The 23,941-nt window shown below is 64.0% G+C and carries 18 protein-coding genes and 3 pseudogenes; 14 read left to right on the plus strand and 7 right to left on the minus strand.

Annotation, left to right across the window (positions count from 1 at the left end; genetic code table 11):
- Positions 1-8 precede the first annotated feature (8 nt).
- The 3 pseudogenes from QX124_RS29575 to QX124_RS29585 form a co-directional block, all read left to right on the plus strand.
- Positions 9-1,237, plus strand: a pseudogene (locus QX124_RS29575) (acyl-CoA dehydrogenase family protein).
- A 282-nt stretch (positions 1,238-1,519) separates the two neighbouring features.
- Positions 1,520-1,906: pseudogene (locus QX124_RS29580) on the plus strand (ABC transporter substrate-binding protein); the annotation flags it as partial.
- A pseudogene (locus tag QX124_RS29585) lies at positions 1,887-2,093 on the plus strand (Lrp/AsnC ligand binding domain-containing protein); the annotation flags it as partial. The pseudogenes QX124_RS29580 and QX124_RS29585, both read left to right, overlap by 20 nt.
- A 55-nt stretch (positions 2,094-2,148) precedes the next feature.
- Here the strand turns inward: QX124_RS29585 and QX124_RS29590 are convergent.
- The gene (locus QX124_RS29590; protein WP_315799057.1) at positions 2,149-3,564 is read right to left on the minus strand and encodes an LLM class flavin-dependent oxidoreductase; all 1,416 of its coding nucleotides are present in this window, start codon (positions 3,562-3,564) and stop codon (positions 2,149-2,151) included.
- A gap of 428 nt (positions 3,565-3,992) precedes the next feature.
- On the opposite strand from QX124_RS29590, the gene QX124_RS29595 reads away from it, so the two are divergent.
- The 6 genes from QX124_RS29595 (at position 3,993) to QX124_RS29620 (ending at position 9,654) form a co-directional block, all read left to right on the plus strand.
- Positions 3,993-4,799 (plus strand): MetQ/NlpA family ABC transporter substrate-binding protein, encoded by an 807-nt coding sequence (locus QX124_RS29595; RefSeq protein ID WP_315799058.1) that lies wholly within the window; start codon positions 3,993-3,995, stop codon positions 4,797-4,799.
- 114 nt (positions 4,800-4,913) lie between these two features.
- Complete coding sequence (locus tag QX124_RS29600) at positions 4,914-5,996, plus strand: ABC transporter substrate-binding protein (RefSeq protein ID WP_315799059.1); 1,083 nt, start codon at positions 4,914-4,916, stop codon at positions 5,994-5,996.
- The gene (locus tag QX124_RS29605; RefSeq protein WP_315799060.1) at positions 5,993-6,838 is read left to right on the plus strand and encodes an ABC transporter ATP-binding protein; all 846 of its coding nucleotides are present in this window, start codon (positions 5,993-5,995) and stop codon (positions 6,836-6,838) included. The genes QX124_RS29600 and QX124_RS29605 overlap by 4 nt, the downstream gene beginning before the upstream one ends.
- Positions 6,835-7,707 carry an ABC transporter permease gene (locus QX124_RS29610; RefSeq protein WP_315799061.1) on the plus strand — a complete coding sequence of 291 codons (873 nt, stop codon included), beginning with the start codon at positions 6,835-6,837 and terminating at the stop codon, positions 7,705-7,707. Before QX124_RS29605 ends, QX124_RS29610 begins: the two co-directional genes overlap by 4 nt.
- Positions 7,697-8,476 carry an ABC transporter permease gene (locus tag QX124_RS29615; RefSeq protein WP_315799062.1) on the plus strand — a complete coding sequence of 260 codons (780 nt, stop codon included), beginning with the start codon at positions 7,697-7,699 and terminating at the stop codon, positions 8,474-8,476. Before QX124_RS29610 ends, QX124_RS29615 begins: the two co-directional genes overlap by 11 nt.
- 227 nt (positions 8,477-8,703) lie before the next feature.
- Positions 8,704-9,654, plus strand: coding sequence for a TauD/TfdA family dioxygenase (locus QX124_RS29620; RefSeq protein WP_315786616.1), 951 nt, complete (start codon positions 8,704-8,706; stop codon positions 9,652-9,654).
- Between the two features lie 264 nt (positions 9,655-9,918).
- On the opposite strand, the gene QX124_RS29625 is transcribed toward QX124_RS29620, so the two are convergent.
- Complete coding sequence (locus tag QX124_RS29625) at positions 9,919-10,734, minus strand: class I SAM-dependent methyltransferase (protein ID WP_315799063.1); 816 nt, start codon at positions 10,732-10,734, stop codon at positions 9,919-9,921.
- 384 nt (positions 10,735-11,118) lie between these two features.
- On the opposite strand from QX124_RS29625, the gene QX124_RS29630 reads away from it, so the two are divergent.
- Both QX124_RS29630 and QX124_RS29635 read left to right on the plus strand, forming a co-directional pair.
- On the plus strand, positions 11,119-11,463 hold the full coding sequence (locus QX124_RS29630) for a DUF3088 domain-containing protein (protein WP_315786613.1): 345 nt from the start codon (positions 11,119-11,121) through the stop codon (positions 11,461-11,463).
- 22 nt (positions 11,464-11,485) lie between these two features.
- Positions 11,486-12,925, plus strand: coding sequence for an NAD(P)/FAD-dependent oxidoreductase (locus tag QX124_RS29635; protein ID WP_315799064.1), 1,440 nt, complete (start codon positions 11,486-11,488; stop codon positions 12,923-12,925).
- A 60-nt stretch (positions 12,926-12,985) separates the two neighbouring features.
- Here the strand turns inward: QX124_RS29635 and QX124_RS29640 are convergent, their stop codons facing one another.
- From QX124_RS29640 to QX124_RS29655, 4 genes are read right to left on the minus strand one after another with little or no spacing between them, the layout of a single operon-like run.
- Positions 12,986-14,701 carry an ABC transporter ATP-binding protein gene (locus QX124_RS29640; protein ID WP_315799065.1) on the minus strand — a complete coding sequence of 572 codons (1,716 nt, stop codon included), beginning with the start codon at positions 14,699-14,701 and terminating at the stop codon, positions 12,986-12,988.
- Positions 14,680-15,522: an ABC transporter permease gene (locus QX124_RS29645; RefSeq protein ID WP_315799066.1), complete on the minus strand. Its 843-nt coding sequence runs from the start codon at positions 15,520-15,522 to the stop codon at positions 14,680-14,682. Before QX124_RS29645 ends, QX124_RS29640 begins: the two co-directional genes overlap by 22 nt.
- On the minus strand, positions 15,519-16,529 hold the full coding sequence (locus QX124_RS29650; RefSeq protein ID WP_315786604.1) for an ABC transporter permease: 1,011 nt from the start codon (positions 16,527-16,529) through the stop codon (positions 15,519-15,521). The genes QX124_RS29645 and QX124_RS29650 overlap by 4 nt, the downstream gene beginning before the upstream one ends.
- 38 nt (positions 16,530-16,567) lie before the next feature.
- Entirely contained in the window at positions 16,568-18,214 is a 1,647-nt protein-coding gene (locus QX124_RS29655) for an ABC transporter substrate-binding protein (RefSeq protein WP_315786602.1), read from the minus strand.
- Between the two features lie 388 nt (positions 18,215-18,602).
- On the opposite strand from QX124_RS29655, the gene QX124_RS29660 reads away from it, so the two are divergent.
- From QX124_RS29660 to QX124_RS29670, 3 genes are all read left to right on the plus strand, one after another.
- Complete coding sequence (locus QX124_RS29660; RefSeq protein ID WP_315799067.1) at positions 18,603-20,186, plus strand: ABC transporter substrate-binding protein; 1,584 nt, start codon at positions 18,603-18,605, stop codon at positions 20,184-20,186.
- 66 nt (positions 20,187-20,252) lie between these two features.
- Positions 20,253-21,173: an AEC family transporter gene (locus QX124_RS29665; protein WP_315777377.1), complete on the plus strand. Its 921-nt coding sequence runs from the start codon at positions 20,253-20,255 to the stop codon at positions 21,171-21,173.
- A 255-nt stretch (positions 21,174-21,428) separates the two neighbouring features.
- Complete coding sequence (locus QX124_RS29670; RefSeq protein WP_315799068.1) at positions 21,429-21,938, plus strand: hypothetical protein; 510 nt, start codon at positions 21,429-21,431, stop codon at positions 21,936-21,938.
- Positions 21,939-22,198: 260 nt separating this feature from the next.
- On the opposite strand, the gene QX124_RS29675 is transcribed toward QX124_RS29670, so the two are convergent.
- Positions 22,199-23,941, minus strand: a complete 1,743-nt coding sequence (locus tag QX124_RS29675) for a hypothetical protein (RefSeq protein ID WP_315786593.1) — start codon at positions 23,939-23,941, stop codon at positions 22,199-22,201.

Genomic DNA, 23,941 nt, shown 5'->3' on the forward strand with positions numbered 1-23,941 from the left:
GAATGAGCATGACGCAGATCGAACTCGGCTGGGGCAGTGTCCCCAGCGCGCGCTATGAGCAACTGGCCGAGCCGTTCCGGCCGCTGTTCCAGAAGATCCGGGCGAGCGCCGTGGAGCGGGATCTCGAGCGGAAGCTTCCCTATGACGAGATCAAGGCGTTGCGCGCCGCCGGCTTCACCGCGGTCCGTGTGCCCACGGAGTTCGGCGGCGGCGGTGCGACCTTGCCGGAGCTGTTCAACCTGCTGATTGAGCTGTCCGAGGGCGACTCCAACGTCACCAACGCGGTGCGCGCGCATTTCGGTTTCACCGAGGATGTCCTGAACTCGCGCAATTCGCAGCGCCGCGCGCTGTGGCTCGGCCGCCTCGCCGAAAAGACGTTCTTCGGCAATGGCCACACCGAGATCGGCGATGCCAGCCTGAGCGCGTTCTCGACCGTGGTCTCGAAGAAGAATGGACGCGATGTCCTCAACGGCCGCAAATATTACACGACGGGCACGCTGTTCGCCGACTGGATCAACGTCGCCGCGCAGCTCGAGAATGGCGATCCGGTCGGCGTCGTGGTATCGCGCCATGGCGGCGGCGTCGAAGTGCTGGACGATTGGAACGGGTTCGGCCAGGCGACCACTGCGAGCGGCACTGCGATCTTTACCGATGCGCCGATCGAGCCGGACCAGATCGTTCCGGTCAGCGAGCGCTTCAAATACTCCAATCCGTTCTATCAGCTGGTGCACCTCGCGACCTTGGCCGGCATCGGCCGCGCCGCGGCCGGCGACGTCGCCCGCCTGGTCCGCGAGCGTAAGCGCGTCTTCAGCCACGGCAATGCGCCGACTGTCTCGGCAGATCCGCAGATCCTGCAGATCGTCGGGCGCGTTCGCGGCAATGCCTATGCCGCAGGCCTGATCGTGCTCAAGGTCGCCGAGGCCTTGCAGCGCGCCTATGAGGCGCATCTGACCGGGGACGACGAGCGTGCCGCCAGCGCCATCGCAATTGCGGAGATCGAGCTCGACCAGTCGGTCACCGTCGTCTCCGACCTGGTGCTGCAGGCGACCACCATCCTGTTCGACGCGCTCGGCGCCTCCTCTCGGCCGCGAAGCCGCTCGCGCTCGACCGCTACTGGCGCAACGCGCGGACCATCATCTCGCACAATCCGCGGGTCTATCGCGACCGCATCGTCGGCGACTTCGCCGTCAACGGCACGCCGCCGCCCGGCCAGTACCGGATCGGCACAGCGGGGTAGGGACCGCCTGCAATGGTCTCATCTCCCCGGCGCGAGCCTCATCGCCTATGCGCCGACGAGATGGAGTTCACATGCCCGGACAATCTCGGCGTCCGTCCCGGAGAAGGTCGAAGTGAGGAACATTCTCGTTCGATCCTTATCGGCGACTGCTTCATTCCATTTCAGCTTGCCAAATTGCCAGCAAACTTCGCGTTTCCTCGCATAAGTTGCGGGAAGATTCTTCGTTAGCAGCCGTCCGGCATAGCTCGGAACGATGCGGCTCACTAGTTCAGGAGATTGATCATGTCGGATGGTCTGCGAACCCCGGCTCCGTCCCGGCGTGCGTTTCTCGCAGGCACCGCGTCGCTGGCCGCGAGCGTGTCGCTTGGCGGCGGTGTCAGAGCCGCCGGTGCGCAAGGAACCGCACCCGTCACGGGTGGACGGCTGATCTATCTCGAGCAGCAGGCGCATACCAACCCGTACCCCCCGGCCGGCGGCTTCTACCCCAATGGCGGCGTGCTCAATCAGATCACCGACAAGCTGACCTATCAGAATCCGAAGACGCTGAAGATCGAGCCTTGGCTGGCCGAGAGCTGGACCTTCAATGCGGAGCGGACGGACTATGTCTTCAAGCTGCGCAAAGGCGTGACGTTCTCCGACGGCACGCCGCTCGATGCCGCAGCCGTGGCCGTTCTACCGCATGGCGGGCGACGTCGATTACATGCTGCGCGTGGTCGTTGCTGACATGCAGAGCTATGATCTGGTCTACAAGAAGCTCATCGGCTCCGTCGCATTGAAGAATGTGACGTCGCGGTTTGCGATGGAAAAGATCAAGTCCTTGACGGCGTTGCCCGTTCCGCCCGTCGAAACGACGTAGCGACCGATCGTGACAGCGATCGGAGGTGAGAGCGGCTCGTCGAGCTGATCCCCGGTCACTCCGCCGCGTCGGTCCTTTCCGGCGTGAGCTGCTGCAGGAGAGCAGGATCGCGATGGCGCGCGCCAGGATGCGTTGCATGCAGGAGAGGCCCGCGGCCGGGAAACAGCTTCTCCCGCAATGTCCCGTCGCGATAGGCGGTCTTGTAGACACCGCGCGACTGCAGCTCCGGCACCACCAGGTCGACGAAGGCTTCGAGGGATTCCGGCGCCACCAGGCGGAACAGGTTGAAGCCGTCGACGTCGGTCTCGTCGGCCCAGGCGATCAGCTCGTCGGCGACGTCCTGCGGCGAGCCGACGACGAAGGGTGAGCGGGCACCGGCGCGGCTCAAGGCGGCGAGATCGCCGATGCGGACCGGCCGTTCGCTGCGCACGGTAAAATTCTCGACCATCGACTGGATGGCGTTGCTTTCGACATATCGGATCGGGTCGTCCGGATTGTAGGTCGAGAAATCGATGCCCGCCCAGCCTGAGAGCAGCGCAAGCTGTCCGGCCTGGTCGACATGCGCGGCGTAGTCCGCGAGCAGGTCGTTGGCCTCGGCCTGCGTCGGCGCCACGATGACGGTCGCGCCGGCGAACAGGCGGATGTCGTAGGGATCGCGGCCTGCGTCTTTCGCCGCCTCCCGGATCTCGCGCACCGCGCGCGCCAGCACCGGCCGGGTCTGACCGTTCAGGAAAATGGCCTCGGCATGGCGGGCGGCGAAGACGCGGCCGCGCTTCGACGTGCCCGCTTGGTAGAGCAGGGGCGTGCGCTGCGGCGACGGCTCGGCGAGATGAATGCCGTCGACCTTGAAATGGGCGGCTTGATGCTGGACCCGATGCACCTTGGACGGATCGGTGAACAGGCCTGTGGCGCGATCACGATGAACCGCGCCGGGCTGCCAGCTGCCCTCCCAGAGCTTGTAGACCGCGGCAAGGAAATCCTCGGCCGCATCGTAGCGGTCGTCATGGGCGTGATTTTTCGGCAGGCCCATGCCGCGCGCGCCGCTGTCGAGATAGCCGGTGACGATGTTCCAGCCGATCCGGCCGCTGCTCAGATGATCGAGCGTCGAGAAGCGCCGTGCGAACTGATAGGGGTGCTCATAGGTGAGGTTGGCGGTGATGCCGAAGCCGAGATGCCGGGTGACGAGCGCCATCGCCGAGACCAGCAAGGTCGGCTCGGCATTGGGCAACTGGATCGCTTGCGCCAAGGCGGTGTCAGCGCTGTTGCCGTACACGTCGTAGACGCCGAACACATCGGCGAGGAAAATGCCGTCCAACAGGCCGCGTTCGGCCGTCCTGGCATAGTCGACCCAGTAGTCGAGCGTGTTGTAGTTGATGGACTGATCGCGCGGGTGTGACCACAGCCCGCCCCAATTGTGGCTCGGGGCCATCATGTTGAAGGCGTTGATCCTGAGCTCGCGCGGTCTGGTCATCGTTCGACTTTCGAGAATCGTGATCGGAACTGAATCGTCCAGCGGATAGCGCTGGCGATCGGATTCGACGATAGCAGCTCGACCGGAGCACGTTGTTTTCATTTGAGTAGCACGGCGGATCAATCGTTCTGTCGCGACATGTCGGAGCGATATCGTTTCACTGCCGTCTGTGACGATTCTAACGGGTCTTCCGGGCAGTTGCGCTGCCTCGCGCGCAACACGGCGCGCACCGGTCATCCGTCTCGGCCATCCGAGCTGGACAACAAACGCATGCTTCGGCGGCACGATCGGGAAAGAAACGGGTCTCGCAAGCCACGCGTCGCAGAACGCGCATCGTTTTTTGTCGCGAGCGCTCGACAGGAACAGCGCCGCTGCACATCATTCTCAGCTCGATCGTGACGGACTATTAAAACGAGGATTGGATGTTGATGAAGATGCTGTTGCGCGTGATGCTGGCCGTGGGCCTGGTGTCCGGTCTGTCCGTCGGCAGTCGTGCTGACGAGCCGCTGAAGATCTCGACCAGCGCCGGTCCGGTCGGCCAACTGGTCGGGTTTGCCGCCAAGCTTGCCAAGGAGAAAGGGCAGGACGTCAAGGTGGTCGAGCTATCGGACTGGGTTGCGATCAACGAGGTCGTGAATTCCGGCGACGTCGACGCCAACCTGTTCCAGCACGCCACCTACCTCGCTCTGCAGAACAAGCAGCGCGGCTACAATTTCGTCCAAGTGGACAAGGTCGGCGTGATCGCGCCTGTCGGGCTGTTTTCCAGGAAGATCAAGAAGCTCGAGGAGGTGAAGGACGGCGACTCCGTCGCCATTCCCAATGAGCCGCTGAATGGCGCGCGCGGGCTGATCCTGCTGGAGCGCGCCGGTCTGATCAAGCTGACTCCCGGCAAGGGCTTCTCGGTCTCCAAGTTCGACATCGTCGAGAACCCGAAGAACCTGAAGATCGTCGAGCTCGATCCGGCGCAGACCTACCGCTCGCTCGATGACGTCACGCTGGGGCTGGTCAACATCACCTATCTGATCCCGGCCGGCGGCGATCCGAAATCGGCGCTGATCATCGACCGGACGATCGATGACGGCCTGGTGCTCCGGTTCACCGCGCGGGCCGATAAGAAGGATAATCCGAAGCTGAAGGCCTTCATCGAGGTCTTCAAGTCGCCGGAGGTCAAGCAGTTCATCGAGGAGAAGCTGCCGGCCTTCATCCCGACCGGCTTCGACACCAAGGCGTCGTGATCCCAGCTGCTCGGCATCGAGTGGGAACTTGTCGGTTCTCTCCGTGGGAGACGAAGCCATCCCTCTCGATGCCTTGCCGAGGCACGCCAGATCAGCAGAAGGACAGGAGACATGATGTCGACGCGCAGGCAATTCTTGATCGGGCTGTTGGCCGCGCTGACCTTTGGCCTGCTCGGCCAGGCCGCGGCCCTAGCCGAGCCGCTGACGGTGCGGATCGGCTTCGCTTCGGTCGGGGCCGACAACCGGCAGTTCTCCGGCGGCTCGTCCGCGGCGATTGCCCATGCCGAGCGCTATGTCGAGCAGGAGCTGCGCGACCTGCCGGACGTCAAGATCGAATGGTCGTTCTTCAAGGGGGCGGGTCCCGCGGTCAACGAAGCCTTCGCCAACAATCAGCTCGATTTCGCTCTGCAGGGCGATCTGCCCCAGATCATCGGCCGCGCCAACGGGTTGAAGACGAAGATCCTGCTGGCCGCCGGCGCGCATGCTCCGATCTACCTCGCTGTCCCGAAGGACTCGCCGATCCGCAAGGTCGCCGATCTCAAGGGCCGAAAGGTGTCGATCTTCCGCGGCACCAACAACCATCTCGCCGCGGTGAAGGTGCTGGCGGGCTACGGCCTGCAGGAGAAGGACGTCCAGGTCATCAACATGGACACGGCGACGACCAACGCCGCCCTGACGTCGCGCGACATCGATGCGGCCTTCGGCAACTTCCCGCTCGCGAGCCTCGCCGAGAAGAACATCGCCGAGATCATCTACACGACCAAGGGCGACAACCCGGCCTATGAGCGGCACTCGAGCTTGATCGGGCAGGAGGCGTTTATTGCGGCCCATCCCGACGTGACGCAGAAGATCGTCTCGGCGATCGTGCGCGCGGCGCGCTGGTCGTCGGACGAGGCCAATCGCGGGGCGTTCTTCGAGATCTCGGCGCGCTCTGGCTTCCCGGCGTCGGGCTATCGGTTCGACTTCAAGGACCAGGAGCTGAAATACCGCAACACGCCGATCATCGATGCCTCGATCATCGAGAGCTATCGCGTCCAGGCGCGGCAGGCCAAGGAGTTCGGCCTGCTCCGCCGCAACGTCGAGATCGACGGCTGGTTCGACCGCACCTTCCTCGACAAGGCGTTGAAGGAGCAGGGGCTGGCCGGCTACTGGCAGGATTTCGGGGCCGACGGCAAGCCGGTGGCGGCGGGTCAATGAGCCTCGCGGTTGAGCGGGCAGATCGCGCTGAGACGCCGGCCGCAACCGCCCGCGGCCGGCTGGAGGTGCGCGGCGTCTCGAAGAGCTTCACCGTCAATGGCGCGCCGATCGCGGCCCTCGACGACGTCTCACTGACCGTCACGCCCGGAGAGTTCGTGGCGCTCCTGGGTCCGAGCGGCTGCGGCAAGTCCACCTTGCTGCGCCTGGTCGCCGGGCTCGATCGCGACTACAAGGGCAGCATCGTGCAGGATGGCGAACCCGTCACCGGCACGAGCCTGGAGCGCGGCATCGTGTTCCAGGAGCCGCGGCTGTTTCCCTGGGCCACGGTCCGCCAGAACATCGCGCTCGGTCTGAAGAATGCGCCAATCAGCGAGGCCGACAAGCGCGAGGCGGTGGCGGCGCATATCGCGCTGGTCGGCCTCGACGGCTTTGCCGACGCCTATCCACATCAGCTGTCGGGCGGGATGGCGCAGCGTGCGGCGATCGCGCGCGGGCTGGTCAACCGGCCGCGGCTGCTGCTGCTCGACGAGCCGTTCGGCGCGCTCGACGCGCTGACGCGGGCCCGGCTGCAGACCGAGCTGCAGCGCATCTGGGCGCATGAGAAGATCACCATGATCCTGGTGACCCACGACGTCGACGAAGCCGTGTTTCTCGGCGACCGCGTCGTCGTCCTCGCCCCGCGCCCCGGCCGCATCTCGCGCATCTTCGATGTCGCGGCGGCCCGGCCACGCGCGCGCAGCGACGACGACCTGGTCCGGCTCCGCAACGAGGTGCTGCGCACGCTCGAGCATGACGGCGCAACTGATCCCAGGGCGAGCCAAGGCAGCCGGAGCGATGCATGAGCGATGCGGTTCTCGAGACTGATCTGAGCCCAAGTTTGAGCTCAAGGCGCGCGCTCGGCGCGCGTGTGTGGCGCGAATGGCCGGCCCATGCGCTGGTCTCGGTTCTGGTCGTGCGCGCAAAGGCCGCGGCGTGGCTGCTGATTTTCCCCGCCGTCGCGCTCCCGGTCTGGATCATCGGCAGCGAGCGCGGCTGGCTGGCCGAGCAGATCCTGCCGCGGCCGGCCGACGTGCTGCATGCCTTCAACGAGATGCTCGCGAGCGGCGAGCTGGCGCAGCATGCCGGCATCAGCCTGCTGCGTGTGCTCCTGAGCTTTGCGGTCGGTGCCGGGGCGGGGCTGGTGCTCGGCGCGGCGATGGGACTGTCGCGGCGGGTCGACGATCACGTCCGCCCGCTGTTCACCGCGATCGCGCAGGTGCCTGCACTCGCATGGATCCCGCTGGCGATGCTGCTGCTCGGCATCGGCGAGACGTTGAAGATCGTGGTCATCGCCAAGGCGGCGTTCGTGCCGGTCGCGATGAACACCAGCGCCGGGATCGCCAATGTGCCGCGTGCGCTGGTCGAGGTCGGCGAGACCTTCCGCTTCTCGCCGTTGCAGATGCTGCGCCATGTCGTGCTGCCGGGTGCAGTGCCGCCGATCTTCACCGGCCTGCGCTACGGGCTGACCCATGCCTGGATTGCACTGGTGAGCGTCGAGCTGCTCGCCTCGTCGGAAGGGCTCGGCTATCTGCTGGTCTGGGGCCGGCAGATGTTCTGGCTCGACACGGTGCTGGTGGCGATGATCGTGATCGGGGTGATCGGCTTTGCCAGCGACAAGCTGCTGGCGAGCGTCGAGGCGCGGCTGCAGCGGTGGCGCACCGATGGCGTCTGAGAGCGTCGCCACGTCGGCAACGACCGGTCTGCGGCGCGGGCTCGTGCTGCCGCTGCTGCTGCTCGTTGACTGGGAGGCCGGCAGCCATTCCGGCTTCGTCAATCCGCAATTTCTGCCGCCGCTTGAAAAGGTGGCTCGGGTCGCATGGCAGGAGGTCGCGAGCGGCGAGCTGCCGTACGCGCTGGCGGCGAGCCTGAAGCGAGATCTGCTCGGCTTTGCGCTCGGCGCCGACATCGGCATTCTCGTCGGCCTGTTGCTCGGCCTCTCCAGCATCGCCGACCGCATCTTCACGACCTGGTTCAACGGCCTCAAGCAGATCGCGCTGTTGGCCTGGATTCCGCTGATCTCGCTCTGGTTCGGCTTCGACGAGGCCGCCAAGATCGTATTCATCGCGCTGGCCGCCTCCATTCCCGTCATCCTCAACACCGTCGAGGGTGTCCGCTCCACCTCGGTCAAGCTCAGGGAGGTCGGCGAGGTCTTCCGGTTCAGCCGGCTGCAGCTGGTGTGGTCGCTGTATCTGCCGGCGGCGACGCCATCGGTGCTGACGGGACTGCATCTCGGCCTGATCTATGCGTGGCTGGCGACCATCGGCGCCGAGTATTTCATGGCCGCCGGGCCCGGCATCGGCGGCCTGATCATTTCAGGGCGCGAGCGCTTCGAAATGGCGCTGGTGATGCTCGGTATCGTCGTCGTCGGCCTGGTCGGCTTCATCGTGGATCGCAGTGCCAGCGCGATCGAGCATCGGCTGGTGCGGTGGCGGAATGTCTGAGCAAGGGTGGAAGATCCAGCTCAGGATCGCGACAACCTGAGTGAAGGCGTGTGTTGTTCTAACTCAGGCACCGCGCGGCAATTGTCTCTTTCTTTGCAACTGACAAGTTTGAAAGCCAATTCTGCGGGCTTGCGTATAGCTTTCGTCTGACGTCGCTGACCGGCCTCCGCAATTGGCGGCGCAACAACCAGCGACGTAACACACCAGAAACGCATCGGGAGCCTGCCATGGCCAGCGTCCACTCAGTTCCGCAATCAAGTCCGACCGCAGGGCGGTCGATCCAGGCATCCGACGTTTCCAGGCTGTCGGCCCGGATCGGCGCCGAGATCCGCAATGTGAAATTGTCGGGCGATCTGCCTGATGCGCTCGTCAAGGAGATCAACGATCTCCTGCTGCAGCATCGCGTCGTCTTTTTCCGCGGCCAGGACCATCTCGACGATGCCGAGCAGGAGCGCTTTGCCAAGCGGCTCGGCGATCTCGTCCCGCATCCGACCGTCGGCGCCATCAAGGGCACGGCGTCGATCCTGGAGCTGGATTCGGGCCGCGGCGGCGGCCGCGCCGATTCCTGGCACACCGATGTGACCTTCGTCGATGCCTATCCCAAGGCGGCCGTGCTGCGCGGGGTCGTGATCCCCGAATTCGGCGGCGACACGATCTGGTCGAACACGGCTGCCGCCTATCAGGACCTCCCCGCGCCGCTGCAGCGTCTGGCCGATGAGCTGTGGGCCGTGCACAGCAACGCCTACGACTATGCCGCGACCCGGAGCCGGGCGACCGAGGCCGACCGCAAGCATTTCGAGGAGGTGTTCACCGGCACGGTCTATGAGACCGAGCACCCGGTGGTGCGCGTGCATCCGGAGACCGGCGAGCGCACGCTGCTGCTCGGCAATTTCGTCCAGCGCTTTGTCGGCATCCGCAAGGCTGACGGCCAGAAGCTGTTCGACCTGTTCCAGTCCTACATCACGGCACCGGAGAACACCGTGCGCTGGCGCTGGAAGCAGGGCGACATCGCGATCTGGGACAACCGCGCGACCCAGCACATCGCCGTCAACGACTATGGCGATCAGCACCGCATCGTGCGGCGCGCGACCATCGATGGCGACATTCCGGTCGGTGTCGACGGCCGCAAGAGCGTGACCCGGGTCAAGGCGCCGAAGCCGGTCAATCGGGCTGCATAACGTCTGTTATCAGAATGCGAGAGGTGGCCCGTGACGAGCGCGGGCCGCAGTTCCGCTGAGTCAACTGCTATTCTCATCGGCTATTTCTGGAGCGTCAGTTCCACCGTCATTCCGGGGCAAGGCCGCAGGCCTTGAACCCGGAATCTCGACCTTGTCTTGCATCAAACCATCTCGAGATTCCGGGTTCATTCGCCAACGGTCAGCCGCTGCGCGTCTGCCCATTGCCGAATGCCCCGGAATGACGGTGTTCGTGACGTGGTTCGACTATTCGGGCTTGCGTGCGAAGGCGTAGCGCAGGTAGCGGGCCAGCTTCAGGCCTTCGGGAGTCCGATGCGCCTCCACCAGCTTGGCAAAAGCGGCGCGGATCTGCTTGCCTTCGGCATAGGAGAAGCCGTCCAGGAAATTGCCGAACGCGCTGCTCTCGGACCAGCCGAGCAGCTCATCGGCACTGCCATGTGTCTCGACCAGGGTCCGCAGCTCGCTGCGATAGTCGACGAATCCCGTCCGGTCGAACAGCGCGCGCAGCTCGTCGTCCGTCGCGGCATGAACGCCATGAGCGGTCAGTCGTCCGGCGTCGAGGCCGACCTCTGCCACCGCGCGCCGCAGCAGCCGGCGGGATTCATGCGGAACCGTCGTATCCTGAATCGTGAGGCCGATGCGGCCGCCCGGCCGCAGCACCCGTTCGGCCTCGGCCAGAACCGTCCGCTTGTCGGCGATCCAGTGCAGCACGCTGTTGAAGTAGATGATGTTGAACTCGCCGGCGGAGAAGCGGGAGAGATCCTCGGCGCGGCCGGTGTCGAAGACCAGGTTGGTCGATTGGCGCAGGCGCGCGATGGCGATGCGGCTCTCCAGCGGATCGACGCCGACGACGTGACCCTTGGGGCCGACCAGATGGGCCGCGAACTCGGCAAGACGGCCGGTTCCGGTGCCGACGTCGAGCACCCGCTCGCCCGCTATCAGCGCCAGCGGTTCGAGCAGCAGCTTGCCATGGTTGAACTGGATGACGCCAAGCTGCTCATAGGCGCGGGCGAGCTCTGGGGTATCCTGTTGAAGACTGATGACGGCGAGGGGATCTGACATGGTGATATCCGTTCGAGCGCTGCAGCTCTCTGAAGTGAGGTGAACAGGCTGAGCAATATAGAAACTCTAGCGGTGCCGTCCTGATGCTGTCGATGAAATGGATTTGCATAGTTGCAGGCGAGGTGAGAAGGAACGCGTCGCTCGCAGCGTTTCCAAACGAGACAGCTTAAACGCCTATTCGGGTCCGAAAGCAGATGATGACCGGTGACGTCAGACGGGTGAGCTTAGTGCCTGAGGGCGGCGCATAGATTGTTTCTCGATCGCCGTTCTCATCAGTCGATCATTGCAACAACACGGAAACAAAGCGCGTTATGTTTCATTGACCACTTTGCGATCGCTTCTAGGATGAGACGAATACGTCGGTCCTTTTGGTGATAGAACGGCATGAGCGGCGATCGGCTTTTCCTCCTCGCACCCGGATTTCGTGACGTCGCGCATCCCGGACGCTTCTTCGTATGTCCGCACTGCAATGCGATCGAGGGATTGCTGGGATCATTCCCTGGCCTCGCGACGCAGATCGAAGTTCATCGGTTGCCGTTCGAGAGGCCGCGCGAAGCGGTCGTGACGCTCATCGGCGAGCAGCATCAGTCCCTGCCTGTCCTGATCTTCGCCGACGACAAGCCGGTCCCCGCCGACGCGCAGATCGCGAATGGCCGGCGCTTCATCGATGATCCCGGCCGCATCCTCCGCTATCTCGCGGAACGCTACGGCTTTCCGCACATCCACTGACAGCCAATTCCGGAGACGACAGATGTCCCAACCCAATCTCGACGCGACCGCACGCGAGACGCTGCGGCTGATCGGGCCGGATCCGCAGAACTGGGTGCCTGATCGCGACGGTGTCGACCACAACGTGGTCGTGGTCGGCGGCGGTCATTCCGGCAGCACGTTTGCGTTCGCGCTGCGCCGTGCTGGAATTGGCAAGGTGACGGTGATCGATGCGGCAAAGGATGCTGCCGGCTGCGGCATCTGGCTTACGACCGCACGTATGAACAAGCTGCGCACGCCGAAGACTCTGCCGGGGCCCGAGCTCGGGCTCCCTGGTCTGAGCTTTCAGGCTTGGTACGAGTCTCGCCATGGCGAGGCGGTCTATTCGGAGATCGACCGCATCGCGCGGGTCGATTGGGCGGCCTATCTCGATTGGTACCGCTCGGTCCTGAACATCGAGGTCCAGTACGGCACGCGGTTGCTGTGGATCGAGCCGGCCGACGGCCATCTCAAGCTGCATCTGGAGCGTGACGGTGCGGCGCGGGTCGAAACGACGCGCAAGGTCATCCTGGCGAACGGCTTCCTCGGCGCGGGCGGACCTTACGTGCCCGAGGTGATCGCGCACAAGCTGCCGCCCTCGCTCTATGCCCACACCTCGCAGGCGATCGATTTTGCGGCGTTGCGCGGCAGGTCGGTCGCGGTGGTCGGAAGCGCTGCCTCTGCGTTCGATGCGGCGGCGGTCGCACTCGAGAGCGGGACGAGCGAGGTGCACCTGTTCGCGCGCCGCCACGAGCTGGCATCGCTGCCGGTGATCCGCATCCGTGGTTATCCCGGCGCCTACGACAATTACGGCGCGCTGCCGGATGCGATCCGCTGGCACCAGGCAATCCGCTTCCGCCAGGCCGGCTCGACGCCGCCGCCGGACGCGATCACGCGTGCGGTGAAGCACCGCAACTTCCACCTGCATCTGTCGTCGCCCTGGACGGATGTGCGAACTGACGGAGCGCAGGGGATCGCCGTGACGCCGCGCGGTGAGTTCAAGTTCGACTTTGTTATCGTCGGCACCGGCTTCACCGTCGACGCGCATCGCAGGCCGGAGCTGGCCGACTTCGCCGACGACATCCTGCTGTGGCGCGATCGCTTCACGCCGCCGGCCGACGAGCAGGACGACAGTCTGGGCGGCTACCCGTATCTCGGAGCCGGCCGTGAGTATCTGGAGAAGCAGCCGGGACAGGCGCCATTCCTGAAGAACATTCACGTGTTCAATCCGGCCGCCTTCGTCAGCTACGGCCTGCCGGTCGGCGACGTCCCAAGCTTCAAGCGTGACATTCCGGGCGTGGTGTCGCGGATCAGCCGCGACCTGTTCCTGGACGATCTGCCGGCGCATGAGGCGCGCATCAACGGCTCGGTCGATCCCGACTTCAATGGCGAGCTCTACGCGTCGGCGATCTGGCGCGGCCCGCTCAACGTCGCGGCGGAATAGATGTGAGGGCCGGCGCGCTTCGGCGCGCCGACCTCCTCAGTGTGACATTCTTGATTCCGATCAGGCGGCCGTGATCATGGCTCGCGCGCGATGCTGCGGCACGCGCGCGGCACCGGCCGCTCCCGAGGGGATCGAAGCGAGCAGCGCGCGCGTATAGGGCTCGCGGGGCGTGTCGAAGATCTCGCTCACGGTGCCATGCTCGACGATCCGTCCGCGATGCATCACCGAGACGGTGTGGGCGAGCTGGCGCACCAGCGCCAGATCATGCGAGACGAACATATAGGTCAGTCCGAGATTGGCCTGCAGCGACAGCAGCGCCTCGACGATGTCGGCCTGAACGGTGACGTCGAGCGCAGAGGTCGGCTCGTCGAGCACGATCACATCCGGCCTCAGCACGAGCGCGCGGGCGATCGCCACGCGCTGGCGCTGGCCGCCTGACAGCGCGCCTGGCTTGCGCGCGAGCAGATGCTCGCCGAGCCCGACATCGGCCAGGGACTGCCGGACCTGCGCGATCCGCGCCTCTGGTGTGCCGATCTTGAAGCGATCCAGCGGCTCGCGCACGAGCTGCTCGACGGTCCAGGTCGGGTCGAGCGAGGTGAACGGATTCTGGTAGATGAGCTGAAGGTGGCGCCAGACTGCGCGCAGTTTGTCCGGCGACCGGCCACTGAGCGTGTCGCCAGCAACAGTGATCGTGCCGCTGTCGGGCTGCTCGAGCCCGAGCAGCAGCCGGATCGTCGTCGTCTTGCCCGAGCCGGACTCGCCGACCAGGGCGTGGGTAGTGCCGGCCGGTACGGTGAACGACACGCCGTCGACGGCCGTCAGCGTCTTGCCGTCGACGGTAAAGGTCTTGGTGACGGAGCTGACTTCGATCTTCGCGGTCGCGCCCTGCTTGAGGCTGCGGAAGCCCGGGTCGCGCAACTCAGCGTAACGATCGGGGTTGAGCGCCGGGACATCGGCGTGCAGCTTCCTTGCATAGGCCGACGCCGGCGCGGAGAACACGGATGATGTCCGGCCGGCCTCCTGGATGATTCCGTCCTTCAGCACCACCAGCGCATCGGCCCGCTCGGCGGCGATCGCGAGGTCATGGGTGATCAGCAGCAGGCTGATGTCGAGCTCGGATTGCAGCCGCGACAGCAGGTCGAGGATGCGCTTCTGGATGGTGACGTCGAGCGCCGAGGTCGGTTCGTCCGCCACCAGCAGCGACGGTCGTGGCAGCACCGCGAGCCCGATCAGCACCCGCTGCAGCATGCCGCCGGACAGCTGATGCGGATAGGAGTCATAGACGCGCTGGGGATTGTCGAGCCCGACCTGGGCGAACGTCTCCAGGATGCGCTGCCTGCGGACTCTGTTGTCCGGCTCGTCGAGCAGCACAGCTGCCTCCATCGCCTGGGCGCCGATCGTGCGCACCGGGTTCAGCGCATTGCCGGGATCCTGCGGCACGAAGCCGATGGCGCGGCCGCGCAGCGGCCGAAAGCGGCGCTCGGAGAGCGCGAGCACATCCTGGCCGTCGAATGCGACACGGCCGGTCGCATGTCCGCCGCTCGGCAGCAGCCGCAGCACCGCGCGGGCGATCGTCGACTTGCCCGAGCCGGATTCGCCGATCAAAGCGAGGCTCCGGCCGCGGCCGAGCTCGAAGCTGACGTCGGAGACGACCTGCTGTTTGCCGTAGAACACCGACAGGCCGTCGACGTGGAGCAGGGGAGCTTGCGGCTGCAAGCCCGGCGCATCGATGGTGTCGCGGCTGAATGTGGCGCTCAGTCTGTCCGGCGAAGCCATCGGCTGATCCTGTTCAACGAGAGCACGGTCCCGATCGTGACGAAGGCGGGCGCGTAAACCAGCCATGGCCATTTGAGGTAGTCCTTGCCGATCGAGATCAGCAGGCCCCAGTCGGAGGCAGGCGGCGGATCGCCATAGCCGAGGAAGGCGAGGCTGGCGATCACCAGGATCGACAGGCCGAACTGCAGCGCCGCGAGCGGCAGCACCGAGCGCGACGCGTTCGGCAGCACATGCCGCAACAGGATGTGCCAGCGCGAGCCGCCGAGCAGGAACGAGGCCTCGACGAACGCGGCCTGCCGGGTCTTGATCACCTCCGAGCGCATGACGCGGGCGAACACCGCCACCGCCGAGATGCCGGTGGCAATCGCCGCGTTGGTCGTGTCGAAGCCGAGCGCGGTGACGATGATCACCGCGAGCAGGAAATGCGGGATCGCCAGCAGCACGTCGACGAGGCGGGCCAGCACGATGTCGACCCAGCCGCCAAAGAAGCCGGCGAGCAGGCCAATGAGGCCGCCGGCGACGGCGGCAATGACCACAGCGATCAAGGCGGAGCTCACCGACGAGGCCGTGCCGTGAACGACGCGCGCGTAGAGGTCGCGGCCGAGATGGTCGGTGCCGAACCAATGCGCGGCGCTGGGGCCGAGCAGCTTGTCGGCGGGCACGCCGTTGATCGGGCTGTAGCTGGTGAACAGGCCGGGGGCGACCGACCAGGCGATCACGAGCGCAATGACCGCGAAGGAGAGCAGGACGGTCGGCGGGACCTTGAGGGCCGCCAGCCGGCTGGTCGTCGGGACGAACGCGGAGGAGGACAGGAGGCTCATGGCGTCACCGCCTGGGAAGCGCCGACGGCGTCGTCGTCAGCCGTGGTCGGGCGCCGGCTGGCGGCGCCGACCAGCTTCACACGCGGGTCGAGGAGGGGATAGACGAGATCGGCGATCAGGTTCACGAGCACGAACACGACGGCGGCGAGCGAGACCACCGCCTGCAGGACGGGAAGATCCTGCGTGCTGACCGAGCGCTGCACGAGGCTGCCGATGCCGGTGCGGCCGAACACCGTCTCGGTGATCAGCGAGCCACCGAGCAGCTCGCCGAGCGTGAGCGCGATGATGGTGACGACCGGCAGCGAGGACGGCTTGAGCAGATGCTTGGCGAACAGGCGAACCGGCCCGAGCCCGCGACTTCGGGCGACGGCGGCGTAGTCCTGCGCCCGCTCGTGGTCGAGATTGGCGATCAGCACCTCCGCGATCTGTGCCGACACGGGAATGCCGAGTGCGATCGCGGCGAAGAACGTCGCCCAGAAGCTGTTGGGCGCGATCACCTTGAACAGCCCGAGCTGAAAACCGAACAGGTGGATCAGCACCAGGCCGATCACGAAATTGGGCACCGACAGAAACAGTGACGGAAAGCCTCGTAGCAGGCCCTGGCCGGACCGCTTGGGCACGAACTGCGTGCCGTAGGCAACGGTCGTCGCGAGCAGCAGCGCGACGGCGAAGCCGGATGACGCTAGGATCAGCGTCGAGGGCAGAACTTCGCCAATCAGCGTCGTCACCGGCCGGTTGGAGCGCATCGACAGTCCGAGGTCGCCGGTCAGGAAATGGGTCAGCGACGTCCAGAGCTGGACCAGGACCGGCTGGTCCAGGCCCTGGGCTGCGATGATCTGCCGGATCTCGTCCTCGGTGAACCCGTTCTGCGGATCGCGGAGCACGTTGGTGATGGGATCGCCCGGCAGGATGCTGACGACGACGAAGGTGAGAACGTAGGCCAGCAGAATGACGATGATGGCCTGGGCGAGGCGCCTTGCGGCAAGGCCGAGATAGGCATTGCTCATGCGGGTGGCCTCCTCACGTGACCTGTCCGCAACGCCGGCTACTCACCTTTCGTCGCCGTGTAGTAGCTGGCATAGGCGATGCCGTTATAGACTTCGCCCTTGAGCCGCGGTGATTGCACGTAGATGCGCTGGACGATCTGCGTGCGCGGGATGAAATAGCCCTGCTCGAGGACGTATCTCTGCAGCTCGTTGAGCAGCGGGCCACGGACTTCGGTGGTGCCGGCGCCGGCGATCTTGTCACGCAGCTCGTTGAGCTTGGTGTCGCTCTCGCCGAGCGCGAACCAGTTTTCGCCATTGTTGGCATCGGTGAGGATGCTGGCAACCGTGCCGGCGTCGATGAAGCTGCGTGTCACCTCATAGGCGGGCACGGCCGGGCCACCGAATCTGACCTTCTCGCCGAAGGTTACGACGTCGTAGGCGCGGATGAAGACCTTCCAGCCGATCTTGCCGAGCTGCTGGGCGATTAGCTCATCGACCGGTTTCGCCGTCGCGAGATAGGGATTGGAGTAGAGCGTCAAGGTCAGCGGCTTGCTGTCCTTGGTGCGGACGCCGTTGGCGCCCTTGATCCAGCCGGCCTCGTCGAGCAGCTTGCCGGCCTTGTCGGGATCGTAGGCCAGCAGCGCGCTCTGGTCGGTGGCGCCGGGCACGTTGCTCTGGATGAACGAGGTCGCGAGCTTCCACTCCGGCGTATAGACGGTGTCGATGATCTCCTGGCGATTGATCGCGGCCTGCAGCGCCTGGCGCACCTTCACGTCGTTGTAGGGTTCCAGCTTGGTATTGATCGCCCAGCCATTGACGAAGCCGAGATAGCGCGGCGTCGCGACGGTGAAGCCGGCCTCCTTGAGCGATTTCAGCTCCTGCGGGGACGCGTTGTAGGCGACGTCGGCCTGGCCGGACTGCACCGCGGCGACGCGCAGCGACTGTTCCGCCACGAGCTTGTAGGTGATCGAATCGAGGAGGGCAGGTCCAGTGTGGCCGACCGCCGCCGGCCCCCAATTGTAGTCCTTGCGCTTGACCAGCTTGACGAAGTCGCCTTCCTTCCAGGATTCGACCACGTAGGGGCCGCTGCCCGAGGTCTTGCCGAGATCGGCCTGCTGGCTGGCGGGCTGAGCGAGCGTCTTCGGCGAGATCAGGATCGAGCCGTGATAGCCCAGCGTCGGGATGAAGCCGAGCGTCGGCGCCTTGAATGAGACCTTCACGGTCGCAGCGTCGATCGCCTCGGCTCTCTTGTAGGTCTTCGGAAACAGGCCGATCGGGTTGATGCCCTCGCTCTTGCGCCCGGCGTACCAGATATCGAGATTGGCGACCACGGCGGCGGCGTCGAGCGGCGTGCCGTCGGAGAAGGTCACGCCCTTCTTCAAATGCAGGATGAACGAGGTCGCGTCCTCGTTCTGCTCCCAGCTCTCGGCGATCCAGGGGCTGACCTTGCCGTCGGCGTCGACATAGACGAGCTTGTCGGTGACGTGGCCCCAGATATGGCCCTGGAAGCTCGAGATCGCGCTGTTGTTGGGGATCCAGGTGCTGCCCAGCGAGTCGATCAGGAACACGATGTCGCCGCCATTCTTCGGCGCGGCGTGGGCCACGGGCAACGCCGTCATCGCGGCCAGTGCCATCGTGGCCGCCGCAAAGCCGCGCACCAGCACGCGTCGCCGGGACAGTGAGAGCGAAGGAAAGCGCGGGATCATTGTGTGGACCGTATCGTTGAAGTGAATTGCTGAGCTGTCTAGCAAACGGAAAAAACGCAGATCTGGCTATTCCAAATTTCAAATGAGACGGGCAACAAACGTCTCCGGAGTCCCGGCACGTCAGCGCTGCCATCATTCAGTTTATGACGTCGGTGTTGCATCTTGTCGCGGCGTGGTCGCCAGGAGTTGACGCGCGGTGCAGGTCCTGCGGGAGCGACGAAGGAGGGCGTCATGAGAGGCCCATGCTCCAACTGACAAACAAGTCGCTACGATCATTCCTCGCTCCCGGCATTCATCAGCAAGCATTTGACGCGACTTCTGGTGTAGAGCTGGCCAGTCATGCGACGCCGTCTCGCGTCGAACATGTTTGTCAAAAAGAGGGCTGCCTATGAGCTTTCGTGCGCTCGGTCGACATGCGATGGGTCTTGCGCTAGTGCTTCTGCTAGTATTGCCGGCTGTAGCCAATGCGGAGGCGCCGCGCGGTGGCACGTTGCGCTTCTTGGTCGAGCAGGAGCCGACCACGCTGGTGACGATTGCCCATACGGCCGGTCCATCTACGCGCATTTCGCCCAAGGTGACCGAGGGCCTTTTGACCTACGGTTTTGGCTTCAAGCCGCAGCCGGCGCTGGCAACGGAATGGAGCGTCACGGAGGACGGGCTGCGCTACAGCTTCAAGCTCCGTCCGAACGTGAAATGGCATGACGGCAAGGAGTTCACCTCGGCGGACGTCGCCTATTCGATCAAGCTGCTGAAGGAGAACCACCCGCGCGGGCGCGGCACCTTCGCTTTCGTCCAGGAGGTGCAGACGCCCGATCCGCTGACCGCGATCATCGTGCTGTCCAAGCCGGCGCCCTATCTGCTCAAGGCGCTCGATGCGTCGGAGTCGCCGATCGTGCCGAAGCACGTCTATGAGGGCACCGATCCGCTTGGCAACAAGAACGCCAGCGCGCCGATCGGCACCGGCCCGTTCGTGTTCAAGGAGTGGGTCAAGGGCAGCCACATCATCCTCGACCGCAATCCCAATTATTGGGATGCCGGCAAGCCCTATCTCGATCGCATCATCGTCCGCTTCATCGCCGATCAGGCGGCGCGCTCGGTGGCGTTCGAGACCGGCGAGCTCGATCTCGGCGGCGGGCCGCCGGTACCGCGCTCCGACCTCGCGCGGCTGCAGGCGCTGCCGCATCTCGGCTCGGAGACGCGCGGCTACGAATACAATGCCGGCATGACCCAGCTGTATTTCAACTATGACAATCCGATCCTCAGGGATAAGCGGGTGCGGCTCGCGATCGGGCACGCGATCGACTATGGCCGGCTGCTCGACTTCGTCTATTTCGGCTACGGCAAGGTCGCGCCGTCGGCGGTCAGTCCGGACCTGGCCGACTTCGTCGATCCCTCGATCAAGCCGTATGCTCTTGATCTGGCGAAGGCGAACAAGCTGCTCGACGAGGCCGGTTATCCCAAGAAGGCCGACGGGACCCGCTTTCCAATCCGGCTCTATGCCAACCCGTTCAATCTGCAGGCGGCCGGAGACTTCGTCAAACAGGCGCTGACCAAGCTCGGCATCGCCGTCGATTTCCAGTTCTTCGACTTCTCGACCTACATCAATAAGGCCTATACCGGGCGTGAGTTCGACATCACGCTCGAATCGCTGTCCAATACCTTCGATCCGACTCCGGGCATCCAGCGCGCCTTCTGGTCGAAGAACTTCAAGATCGGCTTGCCGTTCTCGAACGCCTCGCACTACAGCAACCCGGCCGTCGACCAGCTGCTCGAGGATGCGGCCGTCGAGCCCGATCCCGAAAAGCGCCGGGCGCTGTGGTTCAAGTTCCAGAACCTGATCTATGACGATGTCGCGGCGATCCATCTGGTCGCACCCGATGGGGTGACGCTCTTCAACAAGAAGGTCAGGAATCACACGCTCGGTGTGACCGGGATCAACGCCAGCTTCGCGGACGTCTATTTCGAGAAATAGGTCTTTGAGGCACAATTCTGCGTTGGCAAATTTCGATGAAAGCTGGGAGTTGCAGGTGATCTGTTCGTGATCGAGATCGTGACGGCGCTTGCTCCGATCTTCGCGATCATCGTGCTGGGAGCTGTGCTTCGGCACAGCCAGCTGGTTGCTGAGCCGTTCTGGATACCTTGCGAGCGGCTCAACTACTTCTGTCTGTTTCCTTCCTTGATGTACATGCAGGTCGCGACAGCCGAGCTGGCCGGGATTTCGTTGCATTCGACCGCCGTCGTCCTGCTGGGTGCGGTCGCACTCGGTGGATTGTTCCTCACCGCTTGGAGCGCCGTTCGCCCGCATCCTGGGCCGGTGTTCTCGTCCGTCCTTCAGGGAGCGCTCCGGCCGAATACGTATGTCGGAGTTGCAGCAGCGACGGCGCTCTATGGTCAGGCGGGTCTGTCCGTCACTGCGCTGGCCATCGCGATCACCATTCCGGTGTTGAACGTCGGGTCGATCCTGGTCCTGGCATTGCACGGCAGCCATGGCGCGCGCGCCCGGGCGAACATCGCCCGGACTGTGCTGACAAACCCCGTCATCCTCGCCGTCGTTGCCGGCGCGATCACCAATCTCGGCGGCCTCGGCATCCCCAAGCCCATCGCATCGACATTGGGCGTGCTGGGCGCCGCATCGCTGCCGCTCGGTCTGCTCGCAGTTGGCGCCAGCCTGGATGTCGCTGCAGCGCGGATCGCGGGCGGCCCGGTCCTGCAATCCAGCCTGGTCAAGCTGGCACTGGTCCCGCTTGCCACCTATGGCATCGGGCGCATGGTCGGCCTCAACGGCGTTCCACTCAACACGCTGGTCCTGTTCAACGCGTTGCCATGCACGCCCTCCGCCTACATCATGGCGCGGCTGCTGGGAGGCGACCACCGCGTTGCTGCCGGGATCATCAGCTTTCAAACGGCAGTTGCCGTCCTGACCATGCCTCTGGTCCTCGCACTCACGACCGGGCAATAGACGAGTCGGCACAGACCCGCTGCTCAAGTCGCGAGGGTTCACGGTTAGCAATTTTTCATTGTCGTCCTGGCGATAGCAGGCGATAGGTGACGAAGGGTGCTCGGCCCCAGGTGAAAAAATATTCCTGTGGAGTCATGATGCTAGAAATCTGCCGGTTCTGCCAACGGCGTCCTGACGTGATCCCGGAGTATAATCCAAGGAGATCAAAGCCTTATTCATGTGCGAGATAATCGAGTGGGAGTGAGGTAAGCCGTCATGAGCGGGATATCGCGACGCCATCTGTTGGCCATTCTTGGTGGCGCCGTCATCCCGGCCCCGGCCTTCGCTGGCCACGCGTTCGCTCCGGCCGAGCATTTCTTCTCGGTCGAGTTTCCGACGCCACCGGAGGAAAAGTCGAGTGGACTGCTGGGACTTTCGTCGACGACGTATCTGGCCAAGGACGGAAACAAGGCCTTCGCCGTTTTCCATGCTGCCTGGCCGATCCAAGGCAAGCCCGCCCTGATGATGCAATCCATGCTCGATGGACTGGTGGAGCGCATATCGGGCGAATTCCTGTCGATCGACAAGACCGAGTTCAAGTCGGCGAACGGCGCCACGCTCCCGGCCAAGCGGTTCACCTATGGTAGTGAGAAGGTATGGGGAGGCGGCCTGACGACGGTCTCCGGACCGCATAGCTTCCTTGTGCAGGTCATGAAGCGCAAACCGCTGGAGGGCTGGGATGCGGCAGACCGGAAGTTCATGGCCTCGTTCAAGGTATTGATCTGACGACGTTGCGCGGCCTTTGTTGTTTTGTGCACTATCACCGTAATGCCGGAAGCTCAAAGCTACAGCAAGCTATGACGACAAGCGGTCTGCGCTGACGCGCGCAAATGCTCGCATCGCCGAGTTTGAATAGCCTGACGCTCCAGGCGGCTTGTTGCCGATCGCGCCATAGGGACGTTCTTCATCGGTGGCATCTGGCGTGAATTCAATGTGCTTTGGACGTTGGCCTCCGTTCCGAGCACACGAATCAGGCCTGCTCCGCTTCAAGACGATCGGCCGCCAAACCACGCCAAAATCGCCAATATTGTCAGCAGTAGCGCCGCAGCCCATCTTCCTCCATCCCACCATTTGTACTGCCGGGCTGCTCCGATGAAGAATAGCTCCCAGTAGCCGGACAGCCATGGCCACGCCAGCAACAGCGCCGCCATGCTGCCGAATTTCCAATAATTGCGTTCAAGGGAGTCCAACGATAGGCCTAAGAGCCATTTCACCCTCTCGGCACGTAGTCCATGGTCCGGTAGCGTCGCGAAGAAGCCCATGAGAAAGAGCATCAGGATCGCGATCAGGTACGAGGCTGGAAAGAGAATCTGTCGCAGTAGTCTCCTCATCCAGTCGTCGCGCCTAATCAACCATGCTCTCAGCCAGACCGGCGGATGGCTCAGAGTTCCCAGCATTCGGGATATCCGTCCACCGGCTCCCATCGCCTTGGTGCCGCATTCGACGTGCAGGACCTGCGCGCGGCTCCCGCCGTAGTCTGCGTTCAGCTCCAGGGCCCAGATAGCCACGAGCGGCTTTGTGATCGAAGCCATGATCAGGAAGAGGAGAGATGCGGTTGAGCATAACGCCATCAGTGCAGTCCGCCCAAAGAGCTGCGCTTGGTGCTCGATATGCAAACCGACCGATCTCACGGAAAGCGCCATGGAGGAGATCAGGGTCATCGCCATCACTAGGATGAAGATGACAAGCAGCCACTTGAGATACCCCGAGAAGAAGCTTCCGTACCCCACGACAAGATGGTCCCCTTGGCGGACATGCTCCATTTCATGCAGCAATATGCCCCTCGCGGTCACGGGATCACGTTTCCAAAGCACATACATTCCGCCGAGCACTGCCAGGCGCGGGCGCCGATAGCTCCGTGGATAGACAAATGCATAGCCCGAATGCAGCAGGTTGACCCGCAGTTCGATGCGCGGAGCGCTCATCGCTACAAATGCCTGTAGTTCGTCGATCTCCGGAAACCCTCCGAGATACTCCCGGAGCCCGAATGTCCTTTCCACGTGCCAAGCTCGCCAACGGGGAAACGCTACCGTCAACAAGCAGAAAATCGGGATCAAGGTGATTCCTAGATCTACAAGGAAGGCGGGTTTGCTCAAGATCAGGGAGATGCGTGACCGCCATACGTCATCCATGGATATATGGCCCTGATCTCCCGTGTCCAAGGTCGGGCGCGCCTGCGGGGCGAGCGTTCGCCAATTCGTGCTCATAGTTTGGCGCTGGTCTTCTTTCGGTTCCAGCAGATAATGGATTATCTCGGCTTTGCTTGCCGTCGGCGGCGGTCGTTTGCCCTCGATCTGCACAAGTTCGGAGCGTTCGTCGTCGTCAAGCATCTCCAAGATGAGAGCCATCGCATCTTTCTTGAGTTTAACTTGCTGACGGTAAAGGCCCCGCAGGTCGTCTTCGAGAAAGTTCGCTTGTTCAATGGCGGCAAGGGCCCGGTCTAGTTCCGCTCGGAACCGGATGCATGCGCCATTTTTTAGCCAATTCAGCAAATGCGCATGATGCTGCATCACTTGCTGAGCGTCACTTTTGGCGACGATCGAGCTGGCATCATCGACATTTGCTACAGCGAGCTCCAGCCGGTTCATTTCGTCGATCTTCTGAAAATCGCCAAGATCTTCGCGTGCCGTCTGATAACTCTGCGGAAGTCCGAAGACTAACAACGTCAGGAATAGCAAAAGCCACGGTGGCAGACCCGCGTCGGAGTTCTGTCGTTGTGGCTCGGCCAT

It is taken from the genome of Bradyrhizobium sp. SZCCHNRI3043 (genome assembly GCF_032377735.1).
GTDB lineage: Bacteria > Pseudomonadota > Alphaproteobacteria > Rhizobiales > Xanthobacteraceae > Bradyrhizobium.

Excerpts from the sequence above, each read along its gene's own strand:
- QX124_RS29590 (WP_315799057.1), bottom strand. The coding sequence starts at position 3,564 with ATGACCAGACCGCGCGAGCTCAGGATCAACGCCTTCAACATGATGGCC.
- QX124_RS29595 (WP_315799058.1), top strand. The coding sequence starts at position 3,993 with ATGAAGATGCTGTTGCGCGTGATGCTGGCCGTGGGCCTGGTGTCCGGT.
- QX124_RS29600 (WP_315799059.1), top strand. The coding sequence starts at position 4,914 with ATGTCGACGCGCAGGCAATTCTTGATCGGGCTGTTGGCCGCGCTGACC.
- QX124_RS29605 (WP_315799060.1), top strand. The coding sequence starts at position 5,993 with ATGAGCCTCGCGGTTGAGCGGGCAGATCGCGCTGAGACGCCGGCCGCA.
- QX124_RS29610 (WP_315799061.1), top strand. The coding sequence starts at position 6,835 with ATGAGCGATGCGGTTCTCGAGACTGATCTGAGCCCAAGTTTGAGCTCA.
- QX124_RS29615 (WP_315799062.1), top strand. The coding sequence starts at position 7,697 with ATGGCGTCTGAGAGCGTCGCCACGTCGGCAACGACCGGTCTGCGGCGC.
- QX124_RS29620 (WP_315786616.1), top strand. The coding sequence starts at position 8,704 with ATGGCCAGCGTCCACTCAGTTCCGCAATCAAGTCCGACCGCAGGGCGG.
- QX124_RS29625 (WP_315799063.1), bottom strand. The coding sequence starts at position 10,734 with ATGTCAGATCCCCTCGCCGTCATCAGTCTTCAACAGGATACCCCAGAG.
- QX124_RS29630 (WP_315786613.1), top strand. The coding sequence starts at position 11,119 with ATGAGCGGCGATCGGCTTTTCCTCCTCGCACCCGGATTTCGTGACGTC.
- QX124_RS29635 (WP_315799064.1), top strand. The coding sequence starts at position 11,486 with ATGTCCCAACCCAATCTCGACGCGACCGCACGCGAGACGCTGCGGCTG.
- QX124_RS29640 (WP_315799065.1), bottom strand. The coding sequence starts at position 14,701 with ATGGCTTCGCCGGACAGACTGAGCGCCACATTCAGCCGCGACACCATC.
- QX124_RS29645 (WP_315799066.1), bottom strand. The coding sequence starts at position 15,522 with ATGAGCCTCCTGTCCTCCTCCGCGTTCGTCCCGACGACCAGCCGGCTG.
- QX124_RS29650 (WP_315786604.1), bottom strand. The coding sequence starts at position 16,529 with ATGAGCAATGCCTATCTCGGCCTTGCCGCAAGGCGCCTCGCCCAGGCC.
- QX124_RS29655 (WP_315786602.1), bottom strand. The coding sequence starts at position 18,214 with ATGATCCCGCGCTTTCCTTCGCTCTCACTGTCCCGGCGACGCGTGCTG.
- QX124_RS29660 (WP_315799067.1), top strand. The coding sequence starts at position 18,603 with ATGAGCTTTCGTGCGCTCGGTCGACATGCGATGGGTCTTGCGCTAGTG.
- QX124_RS29670 (WP_315799068.1), top strand. The coding sequence starts at position 21,429 with ATGAGCGGGATATCGCGACGCCATCTGTTGGCCATTCTTGGTGGCGCC.
- QX124_RS29675 (WP_315786593.1), bottom strand. The coding sequence starts at position 23,941 with ATGGCCGAGCCACAACGACAGAACTCCGACGCGGGTCTGCCACCGTGG.